The organism is Streptomyces sp. NPDC056224, assembly GCF_042267665.1.
GTDB lineage: Bacteria > Actinomycetota > Actinomycetes > Streptomycetales > Streptomycetaceae > Streptomyces.
Genome location: NZ_JBHJTK010000027.1, coordinates 19,524 through 33,769 on the forward strand (window position 1 = coordinate 19,524; position 14,246 = coordinate 33,769).

Annotated in this window: 13 protein-coding genes; all 13 read left to right on the top strand. The window is 70.4% G+C overall.

Translation table 11 applies throughout. The features are described 5' to 3' along the window. Positions 1 to 139 precede the first annotated feature (139 nt). The 13 genes from ACFCZ1_RS26290 (at position 140) to ACFCZ1_RS26350 (ending at position 14,209) form a co-directional block, all read left to right on the top strand. Complete coding sequence (locus tag ACFCZ1_RS26290) at positions 140 to 1,963, top strand: AGE family epimerase/isomerase (protein ID WP_376680722.1); 1,824 nt, start codon at positions 140 to 142, stop codon at positions 1,961 to 1,963. A gap of 37 nt (positions 1,964 to 2,000) precedes the next feature. Beyond that, positions 2,001 to 2,363: an STAS domain-containing protein gene (locus ACFCZ1_RS26295; RefSeq protein ID WP_376680723.1), complete on the top strand. Its 363-nt coding sequence runs from the start codon at positions 2,001 to 2,003 to the stop codon at positions 2,361 to 2,363. Continuing rightward, positions 2,360 to 4,498, top strand: a complete 2,139-nt coding sequence (gene glgX / locus ACFCZ1_RS26300; RefSeq protein WP_376680724.1) for a glycogen debranching protein GlgX — start codon at positions 2,360 to 2,362, stop codon at positions 4,496 to 4,498. The genes ACFCZ1_RS26295 and glgX overlap by 4 nt, the downstream gene beginning before the upstream one ends. A 16-nt stretch (positions 4,499 to 4,514) precedes the next feature. Further along, the gene (locus ACFCZ1_RS26305) at positions 4,515 to 4,826 is read left to right on the top strand and encodes an STAS domain-containing protein (protein WP_376680725.1); all 312 of its coding nucleotides are present in this window, start codon (positions 4,515 to 4,517) and stop codon (positions 4,824 to 4,826) included. Then, positions 4,823 to 5,287 (top strand): ATP-binding protein, encoded by a 465-nt coding sequence (locus tag ACFCZ1_RS26310; RefSeq protein WP_376680726.1) that lies wholly within the window; start codon positions 4,823 to 4,825, stop codon positions 5,285 to 5,287. Before ACFCZ1_RS26305 ends, ACFCZ1_RS26310 begins: the two co-directional genes overlap by 4 nt. Before the next feature lie 195 nt (positions 5,288 to 5,482). After that, a complete protein-coding gene (locus tag ACFCZ1_RS26315; protein WP_376680727.1) occupies positions 5,483 to 6,739 on the top strand; it encodes a PP2C family protein-serine/threonine phosphatase in 1,257 nt (418 codons plus the stop codon). Further along, entirely contained in the window at positions 6,740 to 7,483 is a 744-nt protein-coding gene (locus tag ACFCZ1_RS26320; protein ID WP_376680728.1) for an AAA family ATPase, read from the top strand. Between the two features lie 69 nt (positions 7,484 to 7,552). Next, positions 7,553 to 8,293: a type 1 glutamine amidotransferase domain-containing protein gene (locus ACFCZ1_RS26325; protein WP_376680729.1), complete on the top strand. Its 741-nt coding sequence runs from the start codon at positions 7,553 to 7,555 to the stop codon at positions 8,291 to 8,293. Positions 8,294 to 8,327: 34 nt separating this feature from the next. After that, complete coding sequence (locus ACFCZ1_RS26330; RefSeq protein ID WP_376680730.1) at positions 8,328 to 9,821, top strand: aldehyde dehydrogenase family protein; 1,494 nt, start codon at positions 8,328 to 8,330, stop codon at positions 9,819 to 9,821. Further along, positions 9,758 to 10,477 carry an NADPH-dependent F420 reductase gene (locus ACFCZ1_RS26335; RefSeq protein WP_376680731.1) on the top strand — a complete coding sequence of 240 codons (720 nt, stop codon included), beginning with the start codon at positions 9,758 to 9,760 and terminating at the stop codon, positions 10,475 to 10,477. The genes ACFCZ1_RS26330 and ACFCZ1_RS26335 overlap by 64 nt, the downstream gene beginning before the upstream one ends. Further along, on the top strand, positions 10,474 to 10,974 hold the full coding sequence (locus ACFCZ1_RS26340) for a (2Fe-2S)-binding protein (protein WP_376680786.1): 501 nt from the start codon (positions 10,474 to 10,476) through the stop codon (positions 10,972 to 10,974). The genes ACFCZ1_RS26335 and ACFCZ1_RS26340 overlap by 4 nt, the downstream gene beginning before the upstream one ends. 5 nt (positions 10,975 to 10,979) lie before the next feature. Then, on the top strand, positions 10,980 to 13,385 hold the full coding sequence (locus ACFCZ1_RS26345) for a xanthine dehydrogenase family protein molybdopterin-binding subunit (protein ID WP_376680732.1): 2,406 nt from the start codon (positions 10,980 to 10,982) through the stop codon (positions 13,383 to 13,385). Beyond that, a complete protein-coding gene (locus ACFCZ1_RS26350; RefSeq protein WP_376680733.1) occupies positions 13,382 to 14,209 on the top strand; it encodes an FAD binding domain-containing protein in 828 nt (275 codons plus the stop codon). The genes ACFCZ1_RS26345 and ACFCZ1_RS26350 overlap by 4 nt, the downstream gene beginning before the upstream one ends. Positions 14,210 to 14,246 lie beyond the last annotated feature (37 nt).

Here is a 14,246-nt window from a genome sequence, read left to right on the forward strand (position 1 = left end):
AAGGGGCGCGCCGGGGGAACAGGTTCGAGCGCGCGGAGGAAACGCGAGGAACGAACGTTTTCGAGCACGCACGGACCTGTGAGCCCGGCTGCAAGCGCCCCGGAGGCGAACCGAGCCCTCAAACAAAGGACGGCATGACATGGCGGACGCCGTGAGCTTCTCCTTCTCCGACACCATCGCCGGATACGTCACCCGCTTCGACTCCGGTTCGCGCGTGCTGGGTCTCAAGACCTCCGACGGGCGCGCGTTCGACGTCTCGCTCGCCGGTGACCCCAGCGCCGAGCTGGTCCGCAACCTGGACGAGCCCTACATCGACGCGTCCGGGCACATCGACGAGATGCTCTCGCCCGGCCGGTTCCTCTTCGTCTACGGGGTCCACTACCCGGAGCAGGGCGGGCGCTTCGACGCCAAGCGCCTGGTGTTCCTGGGCCGCGGCGCCGAGGACTTCCGCTTCGAGGAGCCCAGCTGGTGGATCAAGCAGATCGAGTCGCTGGCCGACTTCTACAAGCGGGCGCAGTTCGGCGACGGGCCGGTGGACTTCACCGAGTACCGCACCGAGATCCGGCTCGGCGGTGACAAGACCGCGAGCCACGTCCAGGAGACCGACACCATCTCCCGGCTGGTCTACGGCATGGCCTCGGCCTACCTGCTGACCGGCAAGGACGAGTACCTGGAGGTCGCCGAGCGCGGTACCGAGTACCTGCGCAAGCACATGCGGGTCGTGGACAGCGAGGAGGACGTGGTCTTCTGGTACCACGGCATCAGCGTCGACGGGGACAGCGAGCGCAAGCTGTTCACCTCGGAGTTCTCCGACGACTACGACGCGATCCCGATGTACGAGCAGATCTACGCGCTGGCCGGCCCGATCCAGACGTACCGCGTCACCGGTGACGTCCGGATCAAGAACGACGCGGACGCCACCATCCGGCTGTTCGACAAGTTCTTCTTCGACCCGGAGCAGGGCGGCTACTACTCGCACATCGACCCGATCCTCTTCAGCGCCGACCACGAGTCGCTCGGTGAGAACGCCGAGCGCAAGAACTGGAACTCGGTCGGCGATCACGCGCCCGCGTACCTGATCAACCTGTACCTGGCGACGGGCGACCAGAAGTACGCCGACTTCCTCGAATACACCTTCGACACCATCGCGGACAAGTTCCCGGACTACAAGAACAGCCCGTTCGTCCAGGAGCGGTTCTTCCGCGACTGGTCGCACGACACCGCGCACAGCTGGCAGCAGAACCGCGCGGTGGTCGGCCACAACCTGAAGATCGCCTGGAACCTGATGCGGATGAACTCGCTGAAGGCCAAGCCGGCGTACGAGGAGCTCGCCAGGAAGATCGGCGAGATCATGCCGGCCGTCGGCAGCGACGTGCAGCGCGGCGGCTGGTACGACGTCGTGGAGCGGACCACGTCCGGGGACGAGGAGACGTATCGTTTCGCCTGGCACGACCGCAAGGCCTGGTGGCAGCAGGAGCAGGCGATCCTCGCCTACCTCATCCTGAACGGCACGGTCGGCGGCGAGGCGAACCTGCGCGAGGCCCGGCAGGCGCAGTCCTTCTACAACACCTTCTTCCTCGACCACGACGAGGGCGCCGTCTACTTCAACGTGCTCGCCAGCGGTACGCCGTACCTGCTCGGCACCGAGAGGCTCAAGGGCAGCCACTCGATGTCCATGTACCACTCGGCGGAGCTCTGCTACCTCGCCGCCGTCTACAACAACCTGCTCGTCAACGGCCGGGAGATGGACTTCCACTTCCAGCCGGACCCGACCGGCCTGCCCGACCGCGTCCTGCGCGTCTCGCCCGACCTGCTCCCGGCCGGCTCGGTGCGGATCGCGTCCGTCGAGATCGACGAGAAGCCGTACACGGACTTCGACGCCGAAGCCCTCACCGTACGGCTGCCCGATGTCCAGGGGCGGGTGAAGGTCAAGGTCCGGCTGCGTCCAGTGGCCAAGAAGTAGCGCTCAACGGGGGGCGCCCCAAACAGAGGGGAATGCAATGACTCTCAACGTCAAGGAACGCCGGAACAAGACGGGCACCGTGCTCGTCGCCACCGGTGAGATCAACAGCGAGACATCCGGCTCACTGCTCGAGGCGCTGCTGCCGCTCGTCCGCGAGGGCAGGCCGCTGAAGATCGACCTCACCGCGGTCAGCTACGTCTCCAGCGCGGGCCTGCGCACCCTGCTCGTGGTCTACCGCGAGGCCCAGCACGCCGGCGTCGCCGTGACCCTCTACGGGGTGAGCGAGGAAGTCCGGTTCGTCATGTCGGCCACCGGGTTCCTCGACTTCTTCGAGACCGGCGAGGCGGCCGCCGCGGCCGCCAAGGCCAAGGCCAAGGCCAAGGCCAAGGCCGCGCGATGAGCGAGGCCCGGTCCGAGCAGGTCCTGCGCGTCGACGCGTACCCGACCCACGAGGTGGGCGGGTACCGCGTCCGCGCCGGCAAACCGTTCCCCTTCGGGGCCAACGTGGTCCCCGGCGGGGTCAGCTTCTCCGTCTTCTCCGACCAGGCCACCTCCATGACCCTGGTCATCTACAAGCGCGGAGAGCCCGAGCCGACGGCCGAGCTGGAGTTCCCCGAGGAATTCCGCACCGGCAGCGTCTTCTCCATGATCGTCTTCGGTCTCGACCACGAGAACATCGAGTACGGGTACCGGGCCGACGGCCCCTACGATCCCGTCACCGGCCACCGCTTCGACGCCCGGCAGGTGCTCTCCGACCCGTACGCCCGGCTGATCGCCGGCCGCGACGTGTGGGGCGTGGAACCGGACCGCAGCCGCGGCTACCAGTACCGCTCCCGGGTTTGCCTGCAGGACTTCGACTGGGGCGACGACACCCCACTGGGCATCCCCGCCGAGGACCTCGTCGTCTACGAGACCCACGTGCGCGGCTTCACCCGGCACCCCTCCTCGGGCGTCACCGCCCCCGGCACCTTCGCGGGGCTGCGCGAGAAGATCCCGTACCTCAGGGAACTCGGGGTGAACTGCATCGAGCTGCTCCCCGTGTTCGAGTTCGACGAGAGCGACAACCCGCGCTCCAACCCGGAGACCGGCGAGAAGCTCTTCGACTACTGGGGCTACAACACCGTCTCGTTCTTCGCGCCGAAGGCCGGCTACGCGGCCACCGGACGGTACGGGATGCAGGGCGACGAGTTCCGCACCCTGATCAAGGACCTGCACGCCGCGGGCATCGAGGTCATCCTCGACGTCGTCTTCAACCACACCGCGGAGGGCAACGAGCAGGGGCCGACGATCTCCTTCAAGGGGCTCGACAACGCCACGTACTACATGCTCACGCCCGAGGGGTACTACTTCAACTTCAGCGGCACGGGCAACACCGTCAACTGCAACCACCCCGTCGTGCGCAACTACGTACTCGACTGCCTGCGGCACTGGGTCGCCGACTACCACATCGACGGCTTCCGCTTCGACCTCGCGGCCATCCTCGGCCGGGACCTGGACGGCACCCCGCTGCCCAACCCGCCGCTGCTGGAACTGCTCGCCTTCGACCCCGTCCTGCGGCACACCAAGCTCATCGCCGAGGCCTGGGACGCGGGCGGCCTCTACGAGGTCGGCAACTTCCCGGCCTACGGCCGCTGGGCGGAGTGGAACGGCAAGTACCGCGACACCGTGCGCAGCTTCCTCAAGGGCGACCCCGGGGTGACCGGTGAACTGGCCACCCGCATCGCCGGCTCGCCGGACCTCTACTCCACCCGCGGGACGTCGGCCTCCGTCAACTTCCTGACGGCGCACGACGGGTTCACCCTCGCCGACCTGGTCTCCTACAACGACAAGCACAACCAGGCCAACGGCGAGGACAACAACGACGGCGCCAACGACAACGCCAGCTGGAACTGCGGCGCCGAGGGGCCGACCGACGACCCCGAGGTGGGCGCGCTGCGGCTGCGCCAGATGAAGAACGCCCTCGCGATCCTCTTCACCAGCCAGGGCATCCCGATGCTGCTGGCCGGGGACGAGGTCGCGCGCACCCAGCAGGGCAACAACAACACGTACTGCCAGGACAACGAGCTGTCGTGGTTCGACTGGGACCAGGTCGAGGAGAACGCCGAACTGCTCCGCTTCACACGGCAGATGATCGCCTTCCGGGGGCGCCACCGGGAGCTGCGCTCCACCTCGCACCCCACCGGACAGGTCCGCCAGAACCTGGGCCTGCCGGACATCAGCTGGCACGGGGAGCGGGCCTGGCAGCCCGACTGGTCGGCCGAGAGCCGACTGCTCGCGGTGGCCCGCTGCGGCACCGGTGACGACGACGTGGTGTACGTCGCCATGAACGCGCACTGGGAGTCCCACGACCTGGAACTGCCCGCGCTGCCCGGCGGGCGGAGCTGGCACCTGTTCGCCGACACGGGGGCCGAGGCGCCGCACGACATCCGCACCCCGGGCACCGAGCAGGAACTGGACAACGCCGGGAAGTACCTGATCGGCCCGCGGTCGGTCGTGATCCTGGTGGGCCGTACCAATGATCCCGAGATGCCGTGACCGAAGGAGACCTGACATGCCGCTTTCCGTGTCCCTGAGCATCGAGGGCGACACCACCGTGATCGAGCTGACGGGCGAGCTGGACGCCAAGACCGCGCCGGACTTCCACCAGACCATCGAGAAGGCCGCCGGACACGGCACCAGCACCGTCGAGATCAGGATGGCCGGCGTCGGCTACATGGCCAGCGCCGGGCTCCGCTCCCTGGTCTTCGCCCAGCAGAAGGTCGCGAACCACGTCACCATCAAGGTGGTCGGTGCCATCGAGCCCGTGTCCCGGACCATCCGGACGGCGGGGCTCGACCGCAGCATCCTCCTCTCCGATGAGTGACCACCGTGAGTGACATGGTCGAACTGGCGAGGACGCCCGTCGTACTGGAGGTGCCCGCGACGGTGGGGGCACTGGGCGAGATCGCCTCGTTCGTCCTGCGGCTGGCCGGACGGGCGGGCCTGGACAAGGGCGCCGCCTACCGGCTCCGGCTGGCCGTGGACGAGCTGGCCACGAACATCGTGATGCACGGGTACCGGGGCGGCGACGGACGGATCACCGTCCGCGGCCGCTCCGGCCCGGGCGGGGTGCAGATCGCCATCGAAGACGCCGCACCCGCCTTCGATCCCGTCGAAGGCCGCCTTCCGCCCGCCCCCGGGGTCGCCCCCGAGGACCGGCGGATCGGCGGCCTCGGCATCCATCTGGCACTGACCAGCGTGGACGAGTTCAGCTATGCGCACAGGGACGGCCGCAACATCAGCACGCTGACTGTGAAGGCCCATCATGGGGGTAACCGTGCGTAGCGACCTTGGAACGACATGTGCACGCACGCCCGGCGCCCAGGCGACGTCGGGCACCCTCCTCGGCACACGGCCGCACGGGCTCGGGCCGACCGGCGTCCGGAGGGACGTGCTCACACGCGCCGCGGGCCGGCGCCGGGGCACGAAGACGACCGGCGGGATCGCTGCGCCGATCAGAGACGCTGAGGGGACGGACCCATGGCCTCCACGACCGTGATCATCCTCGACGAGTTCCCGCCTCCGCCACCCGAGCTGCTCACCGCACTACGGGAGATGGATGCGGTACTCGTCCCCCGTACCCTCGCCGAACTGCTGTCGGGTCCGCTGGAGGACCTGGCCGCCGCGGACGTCCTGCTCGCCCCCGCCGAGGCGGACGGGGAGGATGTACGCGCGGCCGTACGCCGGCTGCGCCGCTGGGCCGGGGCCCCCATCGTGGTCGTCTGGACGGTGACCGAGTTCGCCGCCCTGGAGGAACACGTCAGGATCGGGCACGACTACCTCGTACCCCCCTTCCTGCCCGCCCTCGTCGGGGCCCGGCTGCTCAGCTGCTCGGAGCGCGCCGGACTCGGCCGCACCCTGCGGGAGGCCGACGCCCGCGCCGAACTCATGGGCTACGAGAAGGAGCTGGAGATCGGCCGGGAGATCCAGGCCGGGTTCCTGCCCGAATCGCTGCCCGTCCCGGACGGCTGGGAGATCGACGTCCGCTTCCGGCCCGCACGCCAGGTCGCGGGGGACTTCTACGACGTCTTCGAGATCTCCCGCGGCCGCCGGCTCGCGTTCGTCGTCGCCGACGTCTGCGACAAGGGGGTCGGGGCGGCGCTCTTCATGGCGCTCATCCGCTCGCTGCTGCGGCACACCGCGGAGAACAGCGGCCTCCAGCACCTGGTCGCCGGACGTGCGGGCGGCAGCCGGCGGATCCCGGTGGTCGGAGCCACCCCGCTGCTCAACGCGGTCACCGCCACCAACGGCTACCTCACCCGCAACCACCTGCGACAGGGCTACTTCGCCACCCTGTTCTTCGGCGTGCTCGACCCGCTGACCGGCAGCCTCGTCTACATCAACGGCGGCCACAACCCGCCGCTGCTGCTGCGCGCCGACGGCAGCGAGCCCGTCGCGCTGGACGTCACCGGCCCGGCCGTCGGGGTCCTGCCCGACTGCGTGTACACCCTGGGCTACGCCCAACTGGACCACGGCGACACCCTCTTCGCCTTCACGGACGGCGTCCCCGAGGCCCGCTGCCCCAGCGGCAGCTTCCTCGGCGACGAACGGATGCTGGAACTGCTCGCCGGCGCCCCGGTGAGCGGCAAGGACGTGGTCGACCGGATGGACCTGGCGGTGCGCGAGCACACCGGCACCGCCGAACAGCACGACGACGTCACCATGCTGGCCCTGCACCGGCCACGCGCGGCGCGGGGGCCGTACGCCGACGGTGCCGGTCACAAGGTGGTGGCCTAGGTGACCCGGACCATCGTGGTGCACTCGCACCGCGGCGGGACGGGCAAGTCCTCGGTGCTGGCGAACCTCGCGCTGCTGATCGCCGCCGAGGGGCGCCGGGTGGGACTGGTGGACACCGACATCCAGTCACCCACCCTGGACCTGCTGTTCCGGCTCGGCCCCGGCGCCTCCCTGGCCGACTACCTGCTCGGCCGCTGCGAGATCGAGGCCGCGGCCCAGCAGGCGGGCGCGCCCGGGCTGTACGTCGTACCGGCCCGGACCGGCACCCCGGCCCTGCGCGAGCTCATGACCAGCGGCTACGACGTGGGTCTGCTCCCGGAGGGGTTCGACCGGCTCGCCGGGCACTACGCCCTCGACGTCCTGCTCCTCGACACCCACGCCGGGCTGAACAACGAGTCGGTCACCGCCATGGCGAGCGCCGACGTACTGATGATCATGGCCCGGGCCGACCGGATCGACCTCTCCGGGGTCGAGGAGACCATCGCCCTCGCGGGGCGCCTGGCCTGCCGGCGGACCGTGGTGCTGAGCATGGCCCCCGAGGGCATCGACCGCGTCCGGGCCCGGCGGCGGACCGAAGAGGTCTACTGCGCACCCCTGGCCGGAATCCTTCCGTACTCACCGGAAATGGCGGCGCTGTACGGAGAACGCATATTCGCAGAAGCCCATCCCGACCACCCCCTGGTCGGTGAATTCCGCACCATCATCTCGGCGTTGGACGCACGTGACGAAGTATCGCGGGCCTGACGCCGTCCCCTTACGCCCCCTGCGGGGGCCGTGTTGAATCGGCAGCGAATCCAGAACAAGGAGAGAATCATGAAGATTCTCGTCGTCATGACGGCCAAGGCCACGCTCCATCTGCTGGACGGCGAAGAGCACCCCTCGGGATTCTGGGCCGAGGAATTCGTCGTTCCCTTTACCCTGTTCAAGGCCGCCGGCCACACCGTGGACGTGGCGACGATCGGGGGCCGGGCTCCGACCGTCGACCAGACGAGCATCGATCCCCAGTTCCTCCGGTGGGTCCGCCCGCAGGGCTCGCCGGACGAGGACGCGGCCAACGCCGCCGAGTACGTCCGGGTCATCGGGGACACGCCCCAGCTGAAGGCCCCCCTCGCGCTGGAGTCCCTGACCGAGAAGGACATCGCCGACTACGACGGCGTCTACGTCAGCGGCGGTCACGGCGCCATCGGCGACCTGCCGAAGTCCGACGAACTCGCGCAGATCCTGCGCTGGGTGATCGCCCAGGACAAGCCGCTCGCCACCGTGTGCCACGGCCACACCTCCCTGCTCGCCCTGCGCGACGGCGAAGGCCACTGGCCCTTCGAGGGCTACCGGATGACGGCCTTCTCGCACAGCGAGGAGCTCGTCACCAACATGGCCGGCCGGCTCCCGCTGATCCTGGAGGTCGAGCTCACCCGGCTCGGCGCCCGCTACGAGAAGGCCGAGGCGATCTGGGACTCGCACGTCGTCGTGGACCGCAAGCTGACCACCGGTCAGAACCCGTACTCCTCCAAGGCCCTCGCCGAGACGTTCCTGACGCAGCTCGCGAAGCACTAGGCACCGCCCCAGCATCCGACACCGGAAGGCAGCCATGACCAAGCGCGCGCTCAGCGACCAACCCTTGGCCAACCCCGGGAAGCTGTTCATCGGCGGCACGTGGGTCCCCGCCCGGGACGGCCGTACCGAACCGGACATCAGCCCTGTGGACGGCCAGGAGATCGTGCCGGTGGCCCAGGCCACCGCAGCCGACGCGGACGCGGCCGTCGCCGCCGCCCGCAAGGCGTACGAGGAAGGTCCGTGGAGCAGACTGTCCGCGCAGGAGCGCGCGCTCAGGCTGAACCGGGTCGGTGAGCTCATCGAGCGCGACCTGGAGGAGATCGCCCTGCTGGAGACCGTGGACATGGGCAAGCCGTTCGCCTTCTCCAGCACGGTCGACGCCCCCATGGCCGCCCAGCTCATGCACTACTACGCCGGTGCGGTGACCCGCGTCGACGGCTCCTCGCGGGCGCCGGCCGGCGGGCAGCTGGCCTACACCCTGCGCGAGCCGCTGGGCGTGGTGTGCGCCATCACCCCGTTCAACTTCCCGCTGCTGCTGTCGATGACGAAGATCGCACCGGCGCTGGCGGCGGGGAACACGGTCGTCCACAAGCCCTCCCCGGCCACTCCGCTCACCGCCCTGAAGATCGCCGAGCTCTTCCAGGAGGCGGAGATCCCGGACGGCGTGCTGAACGTGATCACCGGTCCCGGGGTGGAACTGGGGGAGACCCTCACCGACCACCCGGACATCGACAAGATCGCCTTCACCGGCTCCACCGTGGTCGGCCAGTCCATCATCCGCAAGGCGGCCGGCACCCTGAAGAAGGTGACGATGGAACTCGGCGGCAAGTCCGCCAACATCGTCTTCGCCGACGCCGACCTCGACGCCGCCGAGGAACTCGCCTTCTTCGGCATCTACTACAACAAGGGCGAGATCTGCACCGCCGGCTCCCGTCTGCTCCTGCACCGGCCCATCCACGACGAGATGGTCGAACGCCTGGTCCGCCGGGCCGCCGCCCTCAAGCCGGGCGACCCGCGCGACCCCGCCACGCTGTTCGGGCCGCTGGCCCACCGCGGCCAGTTCGACAAGGTCAGCTCGTACATCGAGATCGGCGAGAAGGAAGGCGCCGTCCTGCGCACCGGCGGCACCGGATGGACCCCCGAGGGCGCATCCAGCGAGCTCTCGGCCGGCCTGTACTTCCTGCCGACCGTCTTCACCGGCGTCGACAACGGGATGCGGATCGCCCAGGAGGAGATCTTCGGACCGGTCCTGTCGATCATCCCCTTCGACACCGAGGAGGACGCCGTGCGCATCGCCAACGACAGCGCGTACGGCCTCGCCGCCGGCGTCCACACCAAGGACCTGCGGCGCGCCCACCGCGTCGCCTCGCAGATCAAGGCGGGCACGGTCTGGGTCAATTGCTACAACCAGTACGACCCCTCCGTCCCCTACGGCGGCTACAAGGCCTCCGGCTACGGCCGCGAGTGCGGACCCGAGTCGCTGGAGAGCTACACCCAGACCAAATCGGTCTGGATCGGCATGGACTGACCCCGCGGGCCGCGCGGAATCCAGCGATCGAGGAGCGTCACATGCGGACAGGCATCATCGGCACCGGACGGATCGGCACGGTCCTCGCACGGATCCTGGTGGCCGCGGGCCACGAGGTCGTGCTGGCCAACGCCCGGGGCCCGCAGACCCTCGGCCCGCTCGTGGCCGAACTCGGCCCGGCGGCCTCGGCGGCGCACCCCGCCAAGGCCGCCGGACAGGCCGAACTCCTGGTGCTGATGGTGCCGTTCGACAGCGTGCGGGGACTGCTTCCGCCTCACGTCGTGCAGGACAAGGTGCTGGTGGACGCCACGAACGCGTTCAGCGGCCCCGGCGCCCCCGCCGACCTCGGCGGCCGCGGCTCCAGCGACCTGGTCGCCGAGTGGTATCCCGGCGCGCTGGTCGTGAAATCCCTCAACACCATGCATTTCGAAACTCTCGCAGTCGCCGGCGCCGCTGCCGGTGAGCGCCTGGCGCATTTCACGGCGGGCGACGACGGGAAAGCGAAGGAAATCGTCGCGGGAATCATCACGGATCTGGGATTCGCGCCCGTCGATACCGGCCCGCTGCACTCCGGGGGAATTCTCCAGCAGCCCGGCGGGCCCCTCTTCAACCGGCCGCTCACGGAAGCGCAGGCGCTGGCATGGATATCACACTGAACGTGAACGGAAGACCCGAGCAGTTCTCGGCGCAGCCGAACGAACTGCTCGTGGAAAGGCTCCGGGACGGCCTCGGACTCACCGGCACCAAAGTCGGCTGCGACACCGGCCAGTGCGGCTCCTGCGTCATCCGGCTCGACGGCAGGTCGGTCAAGAGCTGCCTGATCCTCACCGCCTCGGCCGCCGGCTCCGAGGTGGCCACCATCGAGGGCGTCACCACCGCCGGCGGCGAACTGACCGGGCTCCAGGAGGCCCTGCGCCAGGAGCACGGCACCCAGTGCGGGTTCTGCACCCCCGGCATGGTCATGGCCCTCGGCGAGCTGGTCGGCAACACCGCCGGCGGCGAGGCCCCCACGGAGCCCGAGATCCGTGAGTGGCTCACCGGCAACCTGTGCCGCTGCACCGGCTACCACAGCGTCGTGCGCGGAGTGCAGCGGGCCTGTGCGGCCGCCCGCGCCGAAGCGCCCGCCGGCTCCACCGCCGGACAGGAGGCGTGAGGAACATGACCACAGTGACGGGGGAGAGCGCCCAGCAGGGCAACGGCATCCTCGGCGAGCCCCTGGACAGCCGCGAGGACCCGCAGCTCCTGCGCGGCGAGGCCACGTACGTCGGGGACATCGACCTGCCGGGTACGGCCCACATGGCCATCCTGGGAAGCCCGGTCGCCCACGCGAAGATCCTCTCCATCGAGACCAAGGCCGCGGAGCAGCTGCCCGGCGTGCTGAAGGTGGCCACCGCCGCCGACTTCACCGACGTCATGCCGCTGCCGTGCATCTGGATACCCGGCGGGGTCGAGAGCCACTTCCCGCCCCACCCGTACGGCCTTCCCGGCGCCCGTCCGGTCCTGACCGGCGACACCGTCCGGCACGTCGGCGACCCCATCGCCGTCGTCGTCGCCGAAACCCCGCGCCAGGCCGCCGCCGCGCTCGCCGCCATCGCCGTCGAGTACGAGCCGCTGCCCGTGGTCACCCGGGCCGACGAGGCGCTCGCCGAGGGCGCGTCCCAGCTGCACGAAGCCGTCCCGGGCAACCTGAACGCGTACTGGACCTGCGGAGACAAGGACCGCACCGACGCGGCCATCGCCGAAGCCGAGGTCACCGTCGAGCTCGACCTCGTGAACCAGCGCACCATCAACAGCCCCATCGAGCCGCGCGGAGCGGTCGGCGACTACGACGCCGCCACCGGTGAGTACACGCTCTACGCCTCCACCCAGGGCCCGCACAACCACCGCTTCCTGCTCTCCGCGCTGGTCCTCGGCATCCCCTTCAACAAACTACGGGTGATCGCCCCGACCGTCGGCGGCAGCTTCGGCACCAAGGGGTACCTGTACCCCGACATGCCACTGGTGCTGCTCATGTCCAAGGCGCTCGGCCGGCCCGTGAAGTGGGTGGACACCCGCACCGGTCTGATGACCTCCACGGTCCAGGGCCGCGACCACCGCCAGCACGTCACCCTCGCCGGTACCCGCGACGGCCGCATCACCGCCGTGCGCTGCACCAGCTACGCCAACCTCGGCGCGTACCCCTCGACGATCGGCCCCGGTGTCGCCACCGCCCTGATGGGCCGCTCCATCAGCGGGATGTACGACATCGACGCCGCCTTCTGCGAGGTCTACGCCGCCTTCACCAACACCGTCCCGCTCGGCGCCCAGCGCGGCAGCGGGCGCGCCGAGGCCGCCTTCCTCATGGAGCGCCTGGTCGACCGGTACGCCTCCGAGATCGGCATGGACCCGGCGGCGGTGCGGCGCAAGAACCTGGTGCCGGCGGAGAAGTTCCCGTACGACAACGGCCTCGGCTGGACCTACGACTCCGGGAACTACCGGCTGAACTTCGACCGGGCCATCGAGCTGTCCGGCTACGCCGACATGCCCGCCCGCAAGGCCGAGGCCCGCACCCGCGGCAAGCGCCTGGGCGTCGGCCTCGCCACCTACGTCGCGGTCTGCGGTGTCGGGCCCTCCACCCGGATGTCCCAGGAGGGCATGCTCGGCGGCACCTGGGAGAGCGCGAACATCCGCGTCCACCCGACCGGCGAGGTCACCGTGACCGTCGGCTCCGCCTCCACCGGCCAGAGCCACGGAACCGTCTTCGCACAGGTCGCCGCCGAGGAGCTCGGCATCGACCCGGAGCAGGTCCAGGTCCACGAGGGGGACACGCAGAAGGCCCCGTACGGGCAGGGCACCTACGGTTCCCGCTCCTACAGCATGGCCGCCCCCGCCGTCGCGCTCACCGCCCGCAAGATCAAGGCCAAGCTCGTCCGGGCCGGCGCCGTCTTCCTGGGCGTCCCCGAGGACAAGGTCGTCTACGAGGGAGGCAAGGTCTACGAGGAGGGCAACGCGCAGAACGCCAAGACCTTCGCCGAGCTGGCAATGGCCATGTGGTACGGCTGGGGGCTGCCGCCGGAGATCGAGCCCGCGCTCGACGAGACCACCCATTTCGACCCGCCGGACTTCAACTTCCCCTTCGGCACCCACGTCGCGGTCGTCGAGGTGGACGAGCTGACCGGCGAGACCGAGGTCGTCGCCTACACCGCCGTCGACGACGCCGGGAACATCGGCAACCCGAAGGTGGTCCTCGGCCAGATCGAGGGCAGCATCGTGCACGGCCTGGGCCAGGCCCTCATGGAGGCCGCCGAGTACGACGAGAACGGGCTGCTCGTCAGCTCGGACCTGGGCCACTACGCCCTGCCGCGGGCCGCCGACGCGCCGTTCTTCGCCCTCGACAAGACGTGCACGCCCAGCCCGCACAACCCGCTCGGCGCCAAGGGCGCCGGCGAGATCGCCACCGTCCCGCCCGCCGCGGCCGTCGTCAACGCCGTCGTCGACGCCCTCGGCGACCTGGGCGTCCGGCACATCGACATGCCGCTCACCCCCGAGAAGGTCTGGCGCCGCCTGAGAGGGGAATCCCAGTGATCCTCACCGAGTTCGACTACGTCCGGCCCGCAGGCCTCGACGAGGCGCTGACCCTGCTGTCCGCGACGCGCAACGCCCGGGTACTGGCCGGGGGCCAGAGCCTGCTGCCCGATCTGCGCGCGGGCACCGTCCGCGCCGGGCTGCTGGTCGACATCCGGCGGCTGGAGGAGCTGCGGGGCATCACGCGCACCCCCGGCGGCCCGCGGCTGCGGATCGGAGCCCTGACCACGCTCGCCGAGCTCTCCGCCGACCCGCTGGTGCTCGCCGGGGCACCGGAACTGGCCGCCGCGGCCCGCGCCAACGGCGACCCCCAGGTCCGCAACCTCGGCACCGCCGGCGGCAACCTCGCCGCCGGCGGGCGGGCCACCGACCTGCCGGTCGCCGCCATCGCCGCCGACGCCGAAGTCGAGCTGGCCGGTCCGGGCGGGCGGTCGACCGTACCCGCCGAGCGGTTCGCGGCCGACGGCGCACCCGCCGGCACGGTCGTCACCGCCCTGCTGGTGCCCGCCGCCGGACCGGCCGCCGCCTTCGAGAAGACCGCGGACCGCGCCACCCGCTACCCGGTGTGCGCCACGGCCGTACGGATCACCCCCGGCGGACCGCGCATCGCCGTCACCGGAGCCACCGCCCGCCCGCTGCGCCTGCGCGGGGTCGAGGACCGGCTGCGCGGGGGCCCGTACACCACGGACGCCGTGCTCGCGGCGTTCCGTGCCGAGCCCCGGGAGCTCTTCGTGCCCGGGCGCGGCACCTCGGCCGAGTACCTCGGCCACCTCGCGGGGGTGCTCACGGCCCGCGCGCTGGCAAGGGCCCAGGCCCTCGCCTGACCGTCATCACTGGTCCCACGCGGGGTCCATCACGGGG

What these genes read in the sequence shown, in the direction of transcription:
- ACFCZ1_RS26315 (WP_376680727.1), top strand. Translation starts at nt 5,483, where the DNA reads ATGGCCTCCACGACCGTGATCATCCTCGACGAGTTCCCGCCTCCGCCA.
- glgX (WP_376680724.1), top strand. Translation starts at nt 2,360, where the DNA reads ATGAGCGAGGCCCGGTCCGAGCAGGTCCTGCGCGTCGACGCGTACCCG.
- ACFCZ1_RS26325 (WP_376680729.1), top strand. Translation starts at nt 7,553, where the DNA reads ATGAAGATTCTCGTCGTCATGACGGCCAAGGCCACGCTCCATCTGCTG.
- ACFCZ1_RS26295 (WP_376680723.1), top strand. Translation starts at nt 2,001, where the DNA reads ATGACTCTCAACGTCAAGGAACGCCGGAACAAGACGGGCACCGTGCTC.
- ACFCZ1_RS26290 (WP_376680722.1), top strand. Translation starts at nt 140, where the DNA reads ATGGCGGACGCCGTGAGCTTCTCCTTCTCCGACACCATCGCCGGATAC.
- ACFCZ1_RS26330 (WP_376680730.1), top strand. Translation starts at nt 8,328, where the DNA reads ATGACCAAGCGCGCGCTCAGCGACCAACCCTTGGCCAACCCCGGGAAG.
- ACFCZ1_RS26345 (WP_376680732.1), top strand. Translation starts at nt 10,980, where the DNA reads ATGACCACAGTGACGGGGGAGAGCGCCCAGCAGGGCAACGGCATCCTC.
- ACFCZ1_RS26305 (WP_376680725.1), top strand. Translation starts at nt 4,515, where the DNA reads ATGCCGCTTTCCGTGTCCCTGAGCATCGAGGGCGACACCACCGTGATC.